This window comes from Arenibacter nanhaiticus, from assembly GCF_900141935.1.
Taxonomy (GTDB): domain Bacteria; phylum Bacteroidota; class Bacteroidia; order Flavobacteriales; family Flavobacteriaceae; genus Arenibacter; species Arenibacter nanhaiticus.
On sequence record NZ_FQYX01000011.1, the window covers coordinates 26,252 to 45,256 of the forward strand.

The 19,005-nt window shown below is 38.8% G+C and carries 19 protein-coding genes and 1 tRNA gene; 14 read left to right on the plus strand and 6 right to left on the minus strand.

Annotated features, from left to right (window positions below):
• The first annotated feature begins 19 nt into the window (after positions 1 to 19).
• The gene (locus BUA16_RS08525) at positions 20 to 307 is read left to right on the plus strand and encodes a hypothetical protein (protein ID WP_072764333.1); all 288 of its coding nucleotides are present in this window, start codon (positions 20 to 22) and stop codon (positions 305 to 307) included.
• A gap of 166 nt (positions 308 to 473) precedes the next feature.
• Here the strand turns inward: BUA16_RS08525 and BUA16_RS19065 are convergent, their stop codons facing one another.
• A complete protein-coding gene (locus BUA16_RS19065) occupies positions 474 to 602 on the minus strand; it encodes a hypothetical protein (RefSeq protein WP_262482958.1) in 129 nt (42 codons plus the stop codon).
• 329 nt (positions 603 to 931) lie between these two features.
• On the minus strand, positions 932 to 2,173 hold the full coding sequence (locus BUA16_RS08530) for a 3-deoxy-D-manno-octulosonic acid transferase (RefSeq protein ID WP_072764334.1): 1,242 nt from the start codon (positions 2,171 to 2,173) through the stop codon (positions 932 to 934).
• 96 nt (positions 2,174 to 2,269) lie between these two features.
• Between BUA16_RS08530 and BUA16_RS08535 the strand changes: the two genes are divergently transcribed.
• The 5 genes from BUA16_RS08535 to odhB all read left to right on the plus strand — a co-directional run bounded on the left by BUA16_RS08535 (position 2,270) and on the right by odhB (position 9,431).
• Positions 2,270 to 3,424, plus strand: a complete 1,155-nt coding sequence (locus BUA16_RS08535; RefSeq protein ID WP_072764335.1) for a DegT/DnrJ/EryC1/StrS family aminotransferase — start codon at positions 2,270 to 2,272, stop codon at positions 3,422 to 3,424.
• A gap of 108 nt (positions 3,425 to 3,532) precedes the next feature.
• Positions 3,533 to 4,549 (plus strand): UDP-glucose 4-epimerase GalE, encoded by a 1,017-nt coding sequence (gene galE / locus BUA16_RS08540; RefSeq protein ID WP_072764336.1) that lies wholly within the window; start codon positions 3,533 to 3,535, stop codon positions 4,547 to 4,549.
• A 149-nt stretch (positions 4,550 to 4,698) separates the two neighbouring features.
• Entirely contained in the window at positions 4,699 to 5,055 is a 357-nt protein-coding gene (locus BUA16_RS08545) for a hypothetical protein (RefSeq protein WP_072764337.1), read from the plus strand.
• A gap of 263 nt (positions 5,056 to 5,318) precedes the next feature.
• The gene (locus tag BUA16_RS08550; protein WP_072764338.1) at positions 5,319 to 8,126 is read left to right on the plus strand and encodes a 2-oxoglutarate dehydrogenase E1 component; all 2,808 of its coding nucleotides are present in this window, start codon (positions 5,319 to 5,321) and stop codon (positions 8,124 to 8,126) included.
• 93 nt (positions 8,127 to 8,219) lie between these two features.
• Positions 8,220 to 9,431 carry a 2-oxoglutarate dehydrogenase complex dihydrolipoyllysine-residue succinyltransferase gene (gene odhB / locus BUA16_RS08555; protein WP_072764339.1) on the plus strand — a complete coding sequence of 404 codons (1,212 nt, stop codon included), beginning with the start codon at positions 8,220 to 8,222 and terminating at the stop codon, positions 9,429 to 9,431.
• Between the two features lie 72 nt (positions 9,432 to 9,503).
• Here odhB and BUA16_RS08560 read toward each other — a convergent pair whose 3' ends face one another.
• A complete protein-coding gene (locus BUA16_RS08560; protein WP_072764340.1) occupies positions 9,504 to 9,944 on the minus strand; it encodes a retropepsin-like aspartic protease family protein in 441 nt (146 codons plus the stop codon).
• Between the two features lie 40 nt (positions 9,945 to 9,984).
• Here BUA16_RS08560 and BUA16_RS08565 point away from each other — a divergent pair, with 40 nt between their 5' ends.
• From BUA16_RS08565 to BUA16_RS08600, 8 genes are all read left to right on the plus strand, one after another.
• Positions 9,985 to 10,752, plus strand: coding sequence for a TatD family hydrolase (locus BUA16_RS08565; protein WP_072764341.1), 768 nt, complete (start codon positions 9,985 to 9,987; stop codon positions 10,750 to 10,752).
• Positions 10,753 to 10,837: 85 nt separating this feature from the next.
• Positions 10,838 to 11,884: an asparaginase gene (locus BUA16_RS08570; protein WP_072764342.1), complete on the plus strand. Its 1,047-nt coding sequence runs from the start codon at positions 10,838 to 10,840 to the stop codon at positions 11,882 to 11,884.
• Between the two features lie 68 nt (positions 11,885 to 11,952).
• A tRNA-Ser gene (locus BUA16_RS08575) sits at positions 11,953 to 12,040 on the plus strand.
• A 76-nt stretch (positions 12,041 to 12,116) separates the two neighbouring features.
• Positions 12,117 to 12,866 (plus strand): MotA/TolQ/ExbB proton channel family protein, encoded by a 750-nt coding sequence (locus BUA16_RS08580; RefSeq protein WP_072764343.1) that lies wholly within the window; start codon positions 12,117 to 12,119, stop codon positions 12,864 to 12,866.
• A gap of 24 nt (positions 12,867 to 12,890) precedes the next feature.
• Complete coding sequence (locus BUA16_RS08585; protein ID WP_072764344.1) at positions 12,891 to 13,334, plus strand: hypothetical protein; 444 nt, start codon at positions 12,891 to 12,893, stop codon at positions 13,332 to 13,334.
• 13 nt (positions 13,335 to 13,347) lie between these two features.
• A complete protein-coding gene (locus tag BUA16_RS08590; protein WP_072764345.1) occupies positions 13,348 to 13,974 on the plus strand; it encodes an ExbD/TolR family protein in 627 nt (208 codons plus the stop codon).
• Between the two features lie 22 nt (positions 13,975 to 13,996).
• Positions 13,997 to 14,479: an ExbD/TolR family protein gene (locus BUA16_RS08595; protein WP_072764346.1), complete on the plus strand. Its 483-nt coding sequence runs from the start codon at positions 13,997 to 13,999 to the stop codon at positions 14,477 to 14,479.
• A 91-nt stretch (positions 14,480 to 14,570) separates the two neighbouring features.
• Complete coding sequence (locus tag BUA16_RS08600) at positions 14,571 to 15,260, plus strand: porin family protein (protein ID WP_072764406.1); 690 nt, start codon at positions 14,571 to 14,573, stop codon at positions 15,258 to 15,260.
• Here BUA16_RS08600 and BUA16_RS08605 read toward each other — a convergent pair.
• From BUA16_RS08605 to asnS, 3 genes are read right to left on the minus strand one after another with little or no spacing between them, the layout of a single operon-like run.
• Positions 15,255 to 15,860 (minus strand): hypothetical protein, encoded by a 606-nt coding sequence (locus BUA16_RS08605; protein ID WP_072764347.1) that lies wholly within the window; start codon positions 15,858 to 15,860, stop codon positions 15,255 to 15,257. The genes BUA16_RS08600 and BUA16_RS08605 overlap by 6 nt on opposite strands.
• On the minus strand, positions 15,860 to 17,317 hold the full coding sequence (gene rpoN, locus BUA16_RS08610; protein ID WP_072764348.1) for an RNA polymerase factor sigma-54: 1,458 nt from the start codon (positions 17,315 to 17,317) through the stop codon (positions 15,860 to 15,862). The genes BUA16_RS08605 and rpoN overlap by 1 nt, the downstream gene beginning before the upstream one ends.
• 45 nt (positions 17,318 to 17,362) lie before the next feature.
• Positions 17,363 to 18,796 (minus strand): asparagine--tRNA ligase, encoded by a 1,434-nt coding sequence (gene asnS, locus BUA16_RS08615; protein WP_072764349.1) that lies wholly within the window; start codon positions 18,794 to 18,796, stop codon positions 17,363 to 17,365.
• Between the last annotated feature and the right edge of the window lie 209 nt (positions 18,797 to 19,005).

The window sequence follows — 19,005 nt, forward strand, 5'->3', positions numbered from 1 at the left end:
AATTTAAAATGCCAAAAAAATGACGCAAAAACCTACGTTTTGGATAGTTGTATTAGGGGTGGTGATCCTAGCTTTTGGGGTAGGGATTTATCTTCAGGACATACAACACCAGAAAAGCACAAAAGCCGCATGGCAAGCCAATCGTTTCAATATTACGAGATTTGATAAAATTATGAAATATGCCGCGGAAATGGATTCTGATAATTGGTCCGTAATGCGCGATAGTATTGGAATGCAACTGGATAGTCTGATGATTTTAAGATTTAGGAAGGAAAAGGACAGTTTGGATGCCCTTAAGAGAAAATAATCCTTAGATGGAGTTGGATATTCGTAGATAATGGTCGGAAAGCTTTACTCTTTTGTATGGCTGGCTGCCATTTTTCTTTTTTAAGGTGGGCAAATAAACACAACCATTACTCCAGTTGGTTAGGTTGGCAAGCTTATAATTATAGTATTTTTACAGAATCCTTGGCTTACTTAAAGAAACCAAAGGCTGCCAGTATAAGACAAAGGACTACCGATACCAAAATGATGACCAAAACCACTACCATAAGGCTAAGGAATCCGTTAAGCACCCTAGTACCAAAAGAAAGATCTTTCATACGTTAAGTTTTTACTACAATTTAGGAAATATTTGTTTAATAATTTGCAGTCCTCTTCCCAATTCGTTTAAATGTTCTACAAATAAGATGTTTTTAGGATAAGTGGTGGTCTTAATGGATAAAATATTGAAAATGAGGCTTTATTTAGAATGCGGCAGGTTATGCGGAAGAACGGTCGTTGTAATTCCAACGGTGCTTTTTTACTGCGCTGCCAATGAGTTAATTGCTAATGATAAAGCCCCTTCTTAGAAAAAGAATGGTTGTGCTAATCTAACTTGGTTTCTGTCTATAATAGGATCCCCTAATTAATAAGTCTTACTACCATAGGGTTATCGCTCTAATATAGTGCCAATGTGGTTCATGATCTGGGTACTTGCTCCCATATTACGACTTACATAACTGCTGTTGATACTTCCTGTAGTTTTCAAATAATCAGGGGCGTTTATAAAGCTATCCAATACTTTTGCGAAGTCGGTCTTGTTGTTTGTTGTTAATACTCCTTTTAGGGCCACCAATTCCTCGGCTTCTTTAAAGCCATGGTAGTGCGGTCCTATAATTACCGGGATGCCAAATGCCGCAGGTTCCAAGGTATTGTGCAAGCCCGTAGCATAACCGCCACCGACATAACTGATGTCTGCATAACTATAAATTTTCGTCAGTATCCCAATGGTATCTACGATCAACACCTCAAATTCCGACAATTCTTGATCGCTGATTTGGCTATACAATATTGTTTTCTTTTGTATAGATGCGGCCAATTTATGAATGTGTTCTTCTTTTATGTTATGGGGGGCCAATACATATTTTATAGATGCATCGCTTGAATTGATATAGGAGACGATGGCTTCTTCATCCTCGGGCCAAGTACTGCCAGCTACAAAAGTACTGACGTTGTTTTTAAAGGCTTCCATAAAGGCTAGCCTATTGTCTCTTTGGAGAATTTCGCCTACCCGGTCAAACCTAGTATCGCCACCAATGGACGTATTGGTTAATTGAATGTTTTTGAGTGCCGTTATGGAGTGTTGGTCCTGAACAAAAATAAAGGAGAAATTGCGCAGGGCCTTTCGCATAAATCCGCCATAAGGTTTAAAGAATATCTGTTTTTTCTTAAAAATCGCGGAGATAAGGAGCGTTGGAACCTGACTTTGTTTTAGAGCATTTAAATAATTGGGCCAAATTTCATATTTCACAAATATGGCTAGTTCGGGACGCACAATTTTTAGAAATTTGGCAACATTGGTTTTGGTATCCATAGGAAGATAGGTAACCAAATCTGCGGCCGGAGTATTTTTTTTAATCTCATAGCCAGAAGGGGAAAAAAAGGTCACTAAAATTTTATGGGTAGGATATTTCTTTTTTAATCGTTCTATGATGGGTAGCCCCTGTTCAAATTCGCCCAAGGAGGCTGTATGTACCCATAGAATACGGTCGTTAGATGAGACATGGCTGTATAGGTAAGAAAAAACTGTCTTTCTGCCTTCTGTAAAAAGTCTGATTTTGGGATGGAACAAGGCTATCAATCGCAAAATAAAAGAGCTAATCTGTATGGCTATATTATATATGGTAAACACACTAATTTCGTTTGGGGCTAAAATACACTTCTTTAAATAATATCCATTGGCTGCGAATCCTTATTTTTGTAATATTATTTTGAATAAATACTGACGATGAAGAAAATACAGATGGTAGACCTTAACGGGCAATACCAAACTATAAAAGAACAAGTAAACGATTCTATTGCCAATGTTTTGGAGACTTCTGCCTTTATCAACGGGCCCGAAGTGCATGCCTTTCAAAAAGAATTGGAAGACTATTTAGGGGTAAAACACGTTATTCCTTGTGCCAATGGGACCGATGCTTTACAAATAGCCATGATGGGACTGGGGTTAAAGCCCGGGGATGAGGTTATCACTGCCGATTTTACATTCGCAGCAACAGTAGAGGTTATAGCCTTGTTAAACCTGACTCCGGTTTTGGTAGATGTAGAATTAGATAGTTTTAATATAGATCCGGTTGCCTTGGAAAAGGCCATTACACCAAAAACCAGGGCTATTGTACCTGTGCATTTGTTTGGGCAATGTGCCAATATGGATGCTATTATGGAAATAGCAGAAAAACATAACTTATATGTTATAGAAGATAATGCACAAGCGATAGGGGCAAGCTATACCCAAAAAGATGGCAGTAAGAAAAAAGCCGGTACTTTTGGTCATGTAGCGGCAACTTCCTTTTTTCCTTCTAAAAATTTAGGTTGTTATGGCGATGGTGGGGCTATTTTTACCAATGACGATGCTTTGGCGCATACGCTAAGGGGAGTAGTAAATCATGGGATGTACGAACGTTACCATCACGATGTTGTTGGGGTAAACTCAAGGTTAGATTCTATCCAAGCCGTAGTTTTGCGTGCAAAATTACCTTTGTTAGATCAGTATAACAAAAGCCGTAGAGAGGCGGCAGAGAAATATTCTAAGGCCCTGGAAGGACATAAGAATATTATAGTGCCTACATTGGTGAATACTTGTGCTACACAATGTGAGAATTGCGATTGCCATGTGTTTCATCAGTATACCCTGCGGATTACCAACGGACAAAGAGATGCTTGTGTAAAGCACTTGGGAGAACTTCAAATCCCATGTGGGGTATACTATCCTATTCCATTGCACCTGCAGAAGGCATATTTGGATGAACGATATAAGGAAGAAAATTTCCAGGTAACCAATCAGTTGGTGAAAGAAGTAATCTCCTTGCCTATGCATACAGAATTAGACGATGAGCAAATTGCATATATCACATCGACCATCCTTGAGTTTGTTAATCAATAGTCAAGGATCGGGTTTTCCTTTCAATAGCTGAGGTTATAAAAAATGAAGCCTTTTTTGACAGGAATGGTATGCTTTAAAGTTATAAGTAATTTAATAGATATATTATAAATGAAAATACTAGTTACAGGAGGATTGGGGTTTATAGGTTCCCATACAACAGTAGAATTGCAGAATAAAGGATTTGAAGTGGTCATTATAGACGACCTTTCAAATTCGACAGAAAAGGTATTGGACGGTATTGTTGCCATTACTGGTAAAAAGCCGATTTTTGAAAAACTGGATTTAAAGGAAAAATCAAAGGTCGAGGATTTCTTTAAAAGACATCAAGATATTGCAGGGGTCATTCATTTTGCAGCTTCTAAGGCTGTAGGAGAAAGTGTAGAAAAACCGTTGTTATACTACGAGAACAATATAGGTACCCTAGTGTACTTGCTAAAAGAGCTTTCTAAAAAGGAGAAGGCTAGTTTTATATTTAGTTCTTCTTGTACAGTATACGGTCAGGCCGATAAAATGCCGATTACAGAAGACGCCCCGGTAAAAGCAGCAGAATCTCCTTATGGGAACACCAAGCAAATCGGAGAAGAGATCATTCAGGAGACCTGTAAGGTTACTCCGGCGATAAACGCCATAGCGCTTCGATATTTTAACCCAATGGGAGCGCATCCTTCTACGGAAATAGGGGAATTGCCAATAGGAGTGCCACAGAACTTGGTGCCTTTTATCACTCAGACAGGAGCAGGGATTAGAGAGCAAATAGCAGTCTTTGGAGGCGATTATCCTACAGAAGACGGTACTTGTATTCGCGATTATATTCATGTTGTAGATTTAGCAAAGGCCCATGTAGTGGCTTTAGAAAGGCTGTTGAATGATAAAAATGAAGAAAATTACGAGGTTTTTAATGTAGGTACCGGAAAGGGTAGCTCTGTATTGGAAGCAATTCAAAGTTTTGAAAGGGTATCGGGCAAAAAACTTAATTATAAGATTGTCGATAGAAGACCTGGAGATATTATGACGGCGTATGCGGATACTACCAAAGCAAATAATGTTTTAGGATGGAAAGCCCAATCTACGCTAGATGAAGCCATGAAGTCGGCTTGGTTGTGGGAACAAAAAATTAGAAAGTAAAAAAAAAACATGCCTCTTTCCTTAGGAAAGGGGCATTTTTTTGTCCATTAGCAAGTGTCGTCCTATGGCGAATCAACAAGAAGGGGCTTTTAAAAAGTGTAGCTGATAAGTTTTTTGATCCGTTTAAGGGCGTAGCCCGTAGATTATATATGGTTGTAAATTTCCCAAATAGTTCCGAGCTCTTAAGTCATATTGTGGCCGAAAAGCTATTCCAAAATTTGGTGGCACAATTGCAAAAAGATTTTGGATTGGCCAATGTTTTTATAGATATCCCCTCTGAAATATCTCCAAAAGACTTAAAGACTTTGATACATGAAAAGGTGTATTACCTTATCCTGGAAAAATTTACCGATTACTTGAATCTTTTGTATGTCATAGATGTATCTGAGAAGGCAATAAAAGAAATAAACGTTATTGATGTCGTAGAGATTTCGGAGCAGGTAACTTTTGAAATTCTAAAACGAGAATGGCAAAAGGTATGGTTTAGGAATAAATATCGGTCTTAAGTAAGGCGGCACCCTACCCTAGGCGAAAACCTCCGACGAATTGAACTTTATTTCAAAAAGGGGAATTGTGAAGTTTTCCCTGACTAAACAGATTAGTTGTTAAATGGCTAAAGAACAGTAATAAAAAAGATATTTTGGCTAAGGGAAATCCGCTTTTCATAAATATTTTAAAAATTTTCCATTATTCATAACTAAGATAAGCTTAGATATCTTAAATGTTGTATTTTTGAATAAATTTTGTTCAAAAGACAGAGAAAATTTACATGGATAAATATTCCTTTTTAAACGCTGCGCACACTTCTTATTTCGCAGAATTATACGATAAGTATTTAATACACCCCGACAGTGTAGAACCTAGTTGGCGGGCATTTTTTCAAGGTTTCGATTTTGGAATGGAAAGTGCCGAAGCAGGTGAGGGTGTAGAACAATCAATAGCTCCATTGTCCGTCCAGGGCGGACAAAATGTAGAAGTGCCTCTATCGCTTCAAAAGGAGTTTCAAGTGGTGCGGCTAATCGATGGCTATAGAACAAGAGGGCATCTGTTTACCAAGACCAACCCAGTAAGGGAAAGACGTCAGTACTTTCCATCCTTGGAGTTGGAGACTTTCGGTTTGCAGGCTAGCGATCTTGATACCCAGTTCACTGCAGGGGATATTTTGGGCATTGGCCCAAGTACCTTGCGTCAAATTATTGAACACTTGAAACGCATCTATTGCGACGCTATTGGGGTCGAGTATATGTACATTAGAAACCCCGAAAGGGTCGAGTGGATACAAAATTGGCTGAATGTCAATGATAACCACCCTAATTTTGATGTAGAAAAAAAGAAGCATATTCTGCATAAGTTGAATGAGGCTGTTTCTTTTGAAAGTTTCTTGCATACCAAATATGTTGGGCAAAAAAGATTCTCTCTAGAAGGAAATGAATCGCTGATTCCTGCCTTGGATGCCATGGTGGAAAAGGCAGCAGATATGGGGGTAGAGCAATTTGTGATGGGAATGGCTCACCGTGGAAGGTTAAATGTGTTGACCAATATTTTTGGCAAAAAAGCAAAAGATATTTTTAGTGAATTTGACGGGAAGGATTATGAGCTGGAAATTTTTGATGGAGATGTAAAGTACCATCTAGGGTGGACCTCGGTACGCAAGGCAGCCAATGGCAATAATATAAAAATGAATATAGCTCCAAACCCCTCCCACTTGGAGACGGTAGGCGCTGTGGTTGAAGGAATTGCCAGGGCTAAACAAGACGATCATTATCCCGATGATTTTTCTAAGGTATTACCAATAGTAGTACACGGAGATGCGGCAATTGCCGGTCAAGGTTTAGTGTACGAATTGGTGCAAATGGCCAATTTGGACGGTTATAAAACTAACGGAACTATTCATATAGTGGTTAATAACCAAATAGGGTTTACAACCAACTATTTGGATGCACGTAGTTCTACCTATTGTACAGATGTGGCTAAGGTTACCTTAAGTCCTGTGTTGCATGTCAATGCCGATGATGCCGAAGCGGTGGTACATGCCTCTAATTTTGCGTTGGAGTTTAGAATGCGTTTTAAAAGAGATGTGTTTTTAGATCTTTTAGGGTATCGTAAATATGGGCATAATGAAGGTGATGAGCCTCGTTTTACCCAGCCTAAATTATATAAAGCAATCGCTAAACAGAAAAATCCAAGAGACCTTTACGCAGAAATCCTGATCGCTCAAGGAGTGATCGAAGAAGGTTATGTGAAAAAATTGGAGGAAGAATACAAGGCAACCTTAGAGGAAGAATTGGAAGATTCCAGAAAAGAAGCCAAGACGGTAATTACTCCGTTTATGCAGGATGAATGGAAAGGCTTTGATGCGGTGCGCGAATGGGAGATGCTCGAGACTATAGATACTACCTACGATAAAGATAAATTGGTGGCAGTGGCCAAGGTTCTGACAGAACTTCCTAAAGATAAAAAGTTCTTGCGTAAAGTAGAGAAACTGGTGAAGGATCGTAAAGATATGTTTTTCAAAAACGATAGCTTGGACTGGGCTATGGGCGAGCTTTTGGCCTTTGGTAGTTTGCTAGAAGAAGGGTATTGTGTACGTATGTCTGGACAGGATGTAGAACGGGGCACCTTCTCTCACAGACATGCTGTAATGAAAGTAGAGGAAAGCGAGGAAGAGGTAATTCTATTGAACAAAATTTCTGACAAACCAGAAGCCTTTCAAATATATAATTCCCTATTGTCTGAATATGGTGTGGTTGGTTTTGATTATGGTTATGCAATGGCCAGTCCTAATACCTTAACGATTTGGGAAGCACAATTTGGAGATTTTAGTAATGGTGCCCAGATTATGATCGACCAGTATATTTCTGCTGCCGAAGATAAATGGAAACTGCAAAACGGATTGGTGATGTTGTTGCCCCATGGTTATGAAGGTCAGGGAGCCGAGCATTCTTCGGCACGTATGGAGCGTTATTTGCAATTATGTGCTAGGGATAACATGTATATAGCCGATGTAAGTACACCTGCCAACTTGTTTCATATGTTGAGAAGGCAAATGAAGGTGAACTTCAGAAAGCCGTTGATCGTATTTACTCCTAAAAGTTTGCTAAGACATCCAAAAGCGGTTTCTACCGTAGAAGAATTTGCGAACGGAAGTTTCCAAGAAGTTATAGACGACCATTCCGCAGAGGTGAAAGATATAAAAAGCTTGGTGTTCTGTACCGGTAAGTTTTATTACGATCTTTTGGCCTTTAAGGAAGAGCATAATAGAAATGATGTTGCCTTGGTGCGTGTAGAACAGTTGTTTCCGCTTCCTGCCAAGAAAATGATCGCTATCATGGATAAGTATAAAAATGCCGATGATATGGTTTGGGCTCAAGAAGAACCTAGAAACATGGGGGCATGGGGGCATATGACCATGCATTTTAGCGAAGCCCATAAATTAAGGGTGGCTTCTAGAAGATTTTATGCGTCCCCGGCAGCAGGTAGTGCGGTCCGTTCTAAACGTCGTCACCAGCAAGTGATCGATTACGTTTTTGACAAGACCAAAAACAATATGAGTAGACAGCCAGAAAAAGATAATTAATTAGACGATATATACGTATTGTTTAGAGTTGGATTTCTTTTTTTTAGAAAGGAAAATATAAAACAGACTAGACATAAATTAAAATTATAAAGAATGATTTTAGAAATGAAAGTGCCCTCGCCAGGAGAGTCTATTACAGAGGTAGAGATTGCAGAATGGTTGGTTAGTGATGGGGATTATGTAGAGAAAGACCAAGCGATTGCCGAAGTAGATTCTGATAAGGCGACCTTGGAATTGCCAGCGGAAGAAAGCGGAATTATTACCTTGAAAGCAGAAGTAGGCGACGCTGTTGCTGTTGGAGCGGTAGTGTGTTTGATAGATACGTCGGCCGAAAAACCAAGTGGAGCTACAAAAGGCGAAGAGAAACCAGCGGCTAAGGAAGAGGTTAAGGAAAAAGCACCGGCACCTAAAGAAGAAAAAACATCTTACGCTACAGGAGCAGCATCTCCGGCAGCAAAGAAAATATTGGCAGAAAAAAATATCGATACCGCTACTATTAAAGGAAGTGGTAAAGATGGGAGAATTACTAAAGACGATGCCGTAAAAGCAGTGCCGTCCATGGGAACTCCAAAAGGTGGTTCTAGAGGAGAAACCAGGACCAAATTGTCTATGCTTCGTCGTAAAGTTGCAGAGCGTTTAGTGTCGGTTAAAAATGAAACCGCCATGTTGACGACTTTTAACGAAATAGATATGTCCGCTATTTTTGCCTTAAGAGAGCAGTATAAGGAAGACTTTAAAAGTAAGCATGGCGTAGGATTAGGATTTATGTCCTTCTTTACTCAGGCAGTGATAAGAGCCCTACAATTATATCCTTCCGTAAATTCGATGATTGATGGTAAGGAAATGGTGACCTTTGATTTCTGTGATATCAGTATAGCAGTTTCCGGGCCTAAAGGTCTTATGGTGCCGGTAATCAGAAATGCTGAAAACCTAAGCTTTAGAGGGGTAGAGGCAGAGGTGAAAAGACTGGCCATACGTGCCCGTGAAGGCGATATTACCGTTGATGAAATGACAGGGGGTACCTTTACCATTACCAATGGAGGGGTGTTTGGTTCTATGTTGTCTACGCCAATCATCAACCCTCCTCAGAGTGCTATTTTAGGGATGCACAATATCGTAGAAAGACCTATTGCTAAAAATGGGGCAGTGGTAATTGCGCCTATTATGTATTTGGCATTGTCATACGATCACCGAATTATTGACGGTAAGGAGTCTGTTGGTTTCTTGGTTGCTATTAAGGAAGCTTTAGAAAATCCGGAAGAATTACTTATGGCTAATAATGTAAAAAAAGCCTTGGAACTATAGGGGTGACCAAATAGTACAAGTCTAATTTTTTTAGATACTAAGACCTGCAATGTGTGATGCACCTTGCAGGTCTTATAGTTTTAAATAGAGTTTCGTTTTTTTGTAGTCTATAATGGCTTTTCCTTTTTTAAGGACATCGGCACCTATAATACCATCGACCGGTAGGGCTTGGTGCGAAGTAAGGGCTTCGTTTACATGGACTAAGTCGAAAAGCACTATTTTTTGTTTGTTTTTAGACCAAGTCCCTATGGCAACGGTATTCTTGGTAGAGATTTTAGTATACATTTCCGTGGCTCCTGCTCCTGCAGCTTTTATTTTGGATTCCTTGGAGTTTAATTTGAAAAAATCGATTTTATCCAAACCTATACAGGTGTTGGATGCCCCGGTGTCTAAGATAAAACGACCGCTGATGCCGTTTATTTGTGCCGTGACTTCAAAGTGATTGGTCTTGGTGAGGAGTAATGGGATTTTGATGTAATTCTTTTTCTTTAGAAATTTTTTAAGGCTGGGCATCTTGTTCTCTTTTTAACAAAGATAGTTCTATTTTTGCACTATGATATTAACAGATACGCATACGCATTTATACAGTGAAGCCTTTGATGAGGATAGAGATTTGGTAGTGGCCAAGGCTATAGATATGGGGGTGTCCCGGTTTTTTGTTCCTGCTATAGATTCTACTTATACAGAAGCTATGTTGAGGCTGGAAAAAGCCTATCCAAAGAATGTATTCTTAATGATGGGGCTGCACCCTACCTATGTCAAAGAAAATTATTTGGAAGAATTGTCCCATGTCGAGGAAAAGCTTGCCGAGCGAAAATTTTATGCAGTAGGTGAAATTGGGATCGATCTGTATTGGGACAAAACCTTTTTAAAGCAACAACAAGATGCTTTTAAATTACAGATTCAATGGGCTAAAAAATATAAATACCCAATAGTGATTCACTGCCGGGATGGCTTTGATGAAGTCTTTGAAGTGCTGGAGGAAGAAAAGGGAGACGATTTGTTCGGTATTTTTCATTGTTTTACAGGGACCCTAGAACAAGGGCAACGGGCAATATCATATAATATGAAATTGGGTATTGGGGGTGTTCTTACCTATAAGAATGGTAAAATAGATACCTTCTTAAAGGAGATTCCGGTTGAACATATAGTGTTGGAAACAGATGCGCCTTATTTGGCTCCGGTTCCTTACCGTGGAAAACGGAATGAAAGCGCTTACTTGGTACAAGTGCTCGAGAAATTGTCGCTTATATATAATAGGAGTAAAGAAGACTTGGCAGCTATTACGACCGAAAACTCAAAAAGAGTGTTTGGGATATAGCTTTATAGCTATGCAGGTTTAGAAGGGTAAAAGTTCCCTGTGAGAAGTTATTGTAATAGAAGGAATAACTTGGTTGACAATTTAAATGTTTAATTTCATCGATGTGATAAAACAGGCCAATATTTTATTGATATATACCGGTGGTACCATTGGTATGGTAAAGGATTATGAAACCGGTGCCTTAAAAGCATTCAATTTTAAGAAATTGCTTAAACATATTCCAGAGCTTCATCAGATAGATTGTAAGATCGATACCTTTTCTTTTGATACGCCTATAGATTCCTCTAATATGAATAGTAGCCATTGGGCGACCATAGCAACTATTATAGAAGATCATTATGATTCTCATGATGGTTTCGTGGTGCTTCATGGAAGTGATACGATGAGCTATACCGCTTCTGCTTTAAGTTATATGTTGGAGAATTTAAGAAAGCCGGTGGTTTTTACAGGTTCGCAATTGCCGATAGGAGATTTAAGAACCGATGCCAAGGAAAACCTGATCACTTCTATTCAGATAGCAGCCTTACAGGAAGATAATAGGGCGGTGATACAGGAGGTATGTTTATATTTTGAATATAAATTGTACCGTGGCAATAGGACTACCAAGATTAATGCAGAACATTTTGAAGCTTTTGCTTCTTTAAATTATCCTGCTTTGGCAGCGTCTGGGGTGCATTTAAAAGTAAATAAGGAATACTTGTTGCGGCCAAAAGGCTCTAAAAAGCTTGTGGTTCATAAGGATATGGATCAAAATGTAGCAATTTTAAAAATATTTCCTGGTTTTAACAAATTTGTATTGCAGAGTGTATTAAATTCGCCTCGCCTAAAGGCAGTTGTTTTGGAGACCTATGGATCTGGGAACGCTCCAACGGAGGAGTGGTTTTTACAGGAACTGAAAAAGGCGATTGAGAAAGGTATTTTTATTGTGAATGTGACACAGTGCTCGGGCGGAAGTGTCATTATGGGACAATATGAGACCAGTAAACATCTCCAAAACCTAGGTGTTATTAATGGAAAGGATATAACTACAGAGGCAGCAATTACCAAATTGATGTATATATTGGGAAATAAAGTTTCTTCTAAGTTGTTCAAAACCATCTATGAAACATCGCTGCGAGGGGAAATGCAATAAAAATAACGTTCTAAATTTCTTTAACTAATATATTTTTTGTTATTTGGACGTCTGAAATCATTGAAAATAGAGAGGTGGCCGAGTGGTCGAAGGCGCACGCCTGGAAAGTGTGTATACCCCAAAAGGGTATCGAGGGTTCGAATCCCTTCCTCTCTGCAGTTAAGTTTTATTTAAGTATTATAATTTTTTTTATCTTTAACCCATTAACTAACTAAAATTAAGTTTTAAAAAAATGAAAAAATCATTCTCTATCCTAGCAGCGGCTGGGTTATTTGTGGCAGGTACAAATACAGTAAGTGCAAAAGTTGCAGCTGCGGCGGTGGTTTTGCAGGATGCAGCTCCAGAAGCTGAAAAAGGATTTACTCAAGTATTGAAAGAACAGTTTATCCAAGGGGGCGCAGGCTTCATGGGGATTGTACTTTTGTGTTTGATTCTAGGATTGGCAGTAGCTATCGAAAGAATTATCTACCTTAATTTAGCTACTACAAATACAACAAAATTAAAACAACAAGTAGAAGACGCTTTGGCTTCGGGTGGTGTTGATGCAGCGAAGGAAGTATGTAGAAATACAAAAGGACCTGTTGCTTCTATTTTCTACCAGGGATTGGAAAGGGCTGGAGACAGCATCGAGTCTGCTGAAAAAGCGGTTGTTGCATACGGTGGAGTTCAAATGGGACAATTAGAGAAAAACGTTTCTTGGTTATCATTATTTATCGCCGTTGCCCCTATGCTTGGGTTTATGGGTACGGTAATTGGTATGATTCAGGCCTTCCAGAAGATTGCTGCAGTAGGTAACTTAAGTGCTTCCCTTATTGCTGGTGATATTCAGGTAGCATTATTAACTACGGTATTTGGTCTTATTACTGCGATTATCCTACAGATTTTTTACAACTACATCATCGCTAAGATTGATAGTATTGTAAATGATATGGAAGACTCTTCAATCACTTTGATTGATATGTTGTCAGATCACAAAAAATAAGTCGGACTTAATACTTAAAGTGTCATGCATAAAATAATAAAAATAATATTGGTTATTCTTGGAGCTGTCGGAGCCATACTATGGTTTCAGTTGCCTTCAACAGATATGCCAGCAGGAGAAGCGGTAAATAGCGCTTCCATGAACTTTATGTTCATTATTACGTACTTGTTGTTAGGAATCGCTGTTGCAGCATCATTGATTTTCGGATTGGTTAATTTATTGACGTCGAAAGAAGCTATTAAAAAGGCAGCATTTGCAGTGATAGGTTTATTGGTTGTAGTAGGGGTGTCTTACACCTTGGCCGATGGAACTGATATTGATTTGAATGAAATGGCCAGAAAGGGCATTCCAACAACCGAAAGTACAGTGAAGTCAATTGGAATGGGATTAAACGTATTCTTTATATTGACGATTATTGCGGTTGCCGCCATGTTATGGTCGGGAGTTAAGAAAATGATTAGTAAATAAAAAATAAAATAGTATGCCAAAAAGAGGAGCACCACCAGAGGTTAATGCGGGTTCTATGGCAGACATAGCGTTCTTATTGCTGATCTTTTTCCTAGTGACAACCACTATTGAGACAGATGCAGGCCTAGATCGTATGTTACCACCGATTGAACCGCCAGATCAAGATGTCGTTATTAAGGAGAAAAATATTTTTCAAGTTAGTATTAATAGGGACGGACAATTATTGGCAGATGAAGAGTTGACAGAGCTTAAAGATCTTAGGGCGAAAGCAATTGCCTTTTTAGATAATGGAGGCGCTCCGGCCGGTAGTGCAGATTACTGTAACTACTGTCAAGGAGAAAGAGATGCAGCTTCATCAGATAGTCCACAGAAAGCTATTATTTCGCTTAAGAATGATAGAGAGACGAAATACGGTACCTACATTACAGTTCAGAACGAATTGGTAGGGGCGTATAACGAATTAAGGAATAGAGAGGCCCAACGTTTGTACAAGAGAAACTTTACGGACATGGAAGCAGAATATCTAAACCCCGAAACGCCAGATGACGTTAGGGATGCCTTAAAAGACAAAGTGAAGAGAATTCAAGAATTGTTTCCTCAGAAACTTTCGGAAGCAGAGACATCTTCTTCGTCAAAATAATTAGAAGTTAAAAGAATTTACTATGTCAAAATTTAACAAGAAAAAAGATGCGGCACTACCGGCAGTGAATACTGCCTCGTTGCCAGATATCGTTTTTATGCTCTTGTTCTTCTTTATGACGGTTACGGTAATGAAAGATAGCACTCTTAAGGTAGAGAACGTTCTGCCAAATGCTACTGAAGTTAAAAAGCTAGAAAAAAAGGACAGGATTATCTATATCTATGTTGGGAAACCTACTCGTGAATACGAGAAAACATACGGTACAGAATCTAAAATTCAATTAAACGATAAGTTTGCTCAGGCATCGGAAGTTGGAGATTACATTTTACAGGAAAGGGCTAAAAAGCCCCAAGAACTGCAAGATGTTTTAACAACAGCTCTGAAAGTAGATAAAAATGCCAATATGGGTATTATATCCGATATTAAACAAGAACTTAGAAAGGTAAATGCCTTGAAAGTGAATTATACCACCTATGAAGGTGATGCTTTCAAGAATATACAATAGTTAGTAAAAAGGATAAGAGAATTAAAACGCTTCAAATGCTATATTTGAAGCGTTTTTTTGTTGATATTAGAATCATTATCTTAAAATGGTTATGAAGCGTTTTTTTATTTTAGTTTTCCTATCTGCACAAGCCTTTGTTCATTCCCAGGAAATAGAGGGGTCCATGAGGCCAGTGTCTAATTACCTAGAAGATCAATTCTATTTAGGGGTCACTTACAACCTATTTACTAATCTGCCCAAGGATATTTCGCATCGAAACCTTTCATATGGGTTGCAGGGTGGTTTTATTAAGGATATCCCTTTAAATGAGGCCAGAACCATTGCTATGGGTGCTGGGCTGGGGTTTGGTATAAATTCTTATTACACGAACTTATTGGCCTCTAAAACGGAAGAAAACATTACTTATAGTAGAATAGAGAGCAAAACAGATTACAGTAGAAATAAAATAGAAACCCATATACTCGAGTTTCCGATAGAATTTAGATGGCGCAATTCTTCGCCAGAGGAATATAAGTTTTGGCGTGTTTATAGCGGTGTAAAAATGGGGTATGTGCTCAATGCTAGGTCTAAATATGTTTCTGACTTGAAAAATATAAGTTTTTCAAACGGTGAAATTAAAAAGTTTCAATACGGGCTTACCTTTAGTGTTGGATATAATACCTTTAATTTTCATGCGTATTACGCACTTAGCTCCTTGTTTAATAAGGACGTTACGCTCGCTTCCGGAGAGCAGTTAAAAGTAAAACCCCTTCGGGTGGGCTTGATTTTTTATATTTTATAACCAAAACTTCACGGTTAACAATTGGGTAGCCACGCCTAAAAGAAATCCTATGATTAGTTCTGGGGCCGTATGAGCTCTTAGGTATAGTCTTGCTGTGGCGGTTAATCCGCAAAGTAATGTCATGATGGCAATAGCGATGGCAATATTGATCTCAAAATGAATACTAAGGTTTATAAGGAACATTAGCAGGCTTCCTAATCCCATAAGGTGCATACTGCACTTAAAGTTTATAAACAGCAGGAAAAGGGCGCTAAAGCTCGCTGCGACCAGTCCTAGGAAATAATAATGGAGTTCTACGCTGTAGTGGTTTGGAATAACCTTTAAAAGAACCAATAAAAGTAGGCCTAGATTTAAATATAAGGGGTACTTTCTCTCCCTTAGGTTTGGCATAAAAACCGAACTAACAATGCCTAGGTGCTTTAATAGTATATAAGAAAGTATGGGTATGATAATGGTTAAAAGAAAAATAGGCAGTATAGTGGCTGCCTGAAAACTTGTAGGGATAAATTTAGGGCTAATAATAAAATAGGCTGATGTGCCCGATAAAGGAATAAAAAGTGGATGAAGCAGGTAAGATATGGCCGTTGAAAACTGTTGCATTAAATTTCTTTACGTAACCTAGCGACGGGTATACCCAATTGCTCACGATATTTTGCCACCGTCCGTCTTGCAATGGGGTATCCTTTTTCCTTTAAAATAGCTGCCAACTTATCATCGGTCAAGGGTTTTCTTTTGGCTTCTTCACCTATAACGGTCTCTAGGATCTTTTTAATTTCTTTGGTCGATACGTCTTCACCTTGTTCGTTTTTCATCGACTCTGAAAAATACTCCTTGATTAATTTTGTGCCATAAGGGGTGTCTACGTATTTGCTATTGGCAACCCTAGATACGGTAGAAACATCCATTTGTATGGTATCGGCAATATCTTTAAGGATCATAGGTCGCAGTTTGCGTTCATCTCCTGTTAAAAAGTATTCCTTTTGATACTGCATGATGGCATTCATGGTCACGAAAAGGGTCTGTTGGCGCTGTCTAACGGCATCTATAAACCATTTGGCGGCATCGAGCTTTTGTTTTATAAAAATTACAGTATCCTTTTGGGATTTCGATTTCTCCTTGGCATTTTTATATCCTTCGAGCATATTGTTGTACTCTCTTGAAACATGTAGTTCTGGAGCATTTCGACCGTTTAGGCTAAGCTCTAATTCGCCTTCGGTGATGCGGATGCTAAAATCTGGTACTACGTGTTCTACGATCCTTGTATTGCCAGAATAAGAACCACCAGGTTTTGGGTTCAAGCGTTCAATCTCGGTAATGGCATCCTTAAGTTCTTCTTCGGAAACATTGTGTTTCTGAAGCAGTTTCTGATAATGCTTTTTAGTAAACTGTTCAAAAGATTTTTCCAGCAATTCCAAGGCTAACCTTGTGCTAGGAGTAGCATCCTTTCTTTTCAATTGGATGATCAGACATTCTTCCAAAGATCTGGCTGCTACTCCAGCAGGGTCTAAATCTTGAACTATGTGTAAAATTCTTTCTATGGTATGCTCATCGGTATAGATGTTTTGGGTAAAAGCCAAGTCGTCCATGATGTCGGATAACGGTCTTCTAATATACCCGCCTTCATCTACACTGCCCACCAAAAACTCGGCAATAGCCCATTCCTCATCATTTAAATAAACCGTGTTCAGTTGGCTTATCAAATATTGTGTAAAGGAGATGCCGGCAGCATAGGGTAGGTTTTTTTCCTCATCGTCCGAACTGTAGTTGTTGATTTGTGTTCTATAGTCTGGAATTTCATCATCACTCAAGTATTCGTCTATATTAATGTCATCGGCACTGATGTTTTCACTATCGGTTTCGTTGTCGTAGATGTCCTCGAACTCGTCTTGTTGAAGTTCACCTTCTTCCTTACCACTCTCCAATGCAGGATTCTCTTCCAATTCTTGTTTTAAACGTTGCTCAAATGCCTGTGTAGGCAATTGAATCAACTTCATCAACTGAATTTGCTGTGGAGATAATTTCTGCGATAGTTTAAACTGTAAGTGTTGTTTTAACATATAGTCTTAAATACTTGTTACCCTATAAAGTTAAATAATAAAAGCTTAAAATTCGGCATTTTGTGGTGTTCTTGGAAAAGGAATTACGTCTCTGATATTACCCATTCCTGTAGCAAAAAGCACTAATCTTTCAAATCCAAGGCCAAAACCACTATGGGTTGCCGTTCCAAATTTTCTAAGGTCTAAATACCACCAAAGTTCTTTCTCATCGATATCTAGGGCTTTTATTTTCTCTTTTAGGACATCTAAACGCTCTTCACGCTGCGATCCGCCTACGATCTCACCAATGCCCGGGAATAAAATATCCATGGCCCTTACGGTTTTCTGGTCCTCGTTTAAACGCATGTAAAATGCCTTTATTTTTGCAGGGTAATCAAACAAAATTACGGGGCATTTAAAATGCTTCTCTACTAAATAGCGTTCGTGCTCACTTTGTAAATCGGCACCCCATTCGTCAATAATATATTTAAATTGTTTCTTCTTGTTGGGTTTGCAATTTCTTAGAATATCGATCGCCTCGGTATAAGATACACGTTTAAAGGTGTTGTCTACCACAAATTTTAGTTTTTCTATCAAAGGCATGTCACTGCGTTCTGCTTGTGGTTTTCTCTTTTCTTCATCGAGTAAACGCTGTTCCAAGAATTTTAAATCTTCTTGACAGTTTTCTAAAACATAGGAAAGAACATCCTTGATAAAATCTTCTGCAAGATCCATGTTAGCATCCAAATCATTAAAAGCTACTTCTGGTTCTATCATCCAGAATTCTGCCAAATGTCTAGAGGTATTAGAGTTTTCAGCTCTAAAAGTAGGGCCAAAGGTGTATACTTTGCCCAAAGCCATAGCATATGTTTCGGCTTCTAACTGTCCAGAAACGGTTAAGTTGGTTTCCTTTCCGAAAAAATCTTCCCTATAATCAATAGTGCCTTCGTCCGTTAGAGGAGGATTTTTACTGTCTAGGGTTGATACGCGAAACATTTCTCCCGCTCCCTCGGCATCAGAACCTGTGATGATAGGGGTGTGTACATGGTAGAATCCGTTTTTCTGAAAATATTGGTGTACCGCAAAAGATAGGGCAGAACGCATACGCATAATGGCAGAAAAGGTATTGGTGCGAACACGTAAGTGAGCCTTTTCACGTAAAAATTCCAGGGAATGCTTTTTAGGCTGTATAGGGTAGGTCTCCGGATCGGCACCACCGTGAACAATCACTTCTTTGACCTGTATTTCTACCTGTTGGCCTTTTCCCTGACTTTCGGTTAGTGTTCCTACAATTTTTAAGGCAGCACCGGTGTTGATTTGCTTTAGTAGATTTTCGTCAAAATCCTCAAAATTGACCACGCACTGAATATTATTAATGGTAGATCCGTCGTTTAAAGCAATAAACCTGTTGCTTCTAAAGGTTTTAACCCAACCATTAACCGTTACTTCTTTGTGTAAATGATCGGAAGAAAGTAATTCTTTTACGCTGTAGGTGTTCATTTGAATTCTTTGTAAATTAAGTGGCAAAGATAGCCTTTTTAGCAAAAAAAAGGATTGTGATTCCCAAGGGTTGTGTATTATTTTTAGATAAAGGGCTAACCGCTCAGGTATGGGGATGCCAAAGCTGGTCTTTTAGCGGTATTTCCCGAGCTTTAAAACTTCCGTAAAGCCAATTTTAGTGCTGTGCACACCAATGGATATCACTAGTG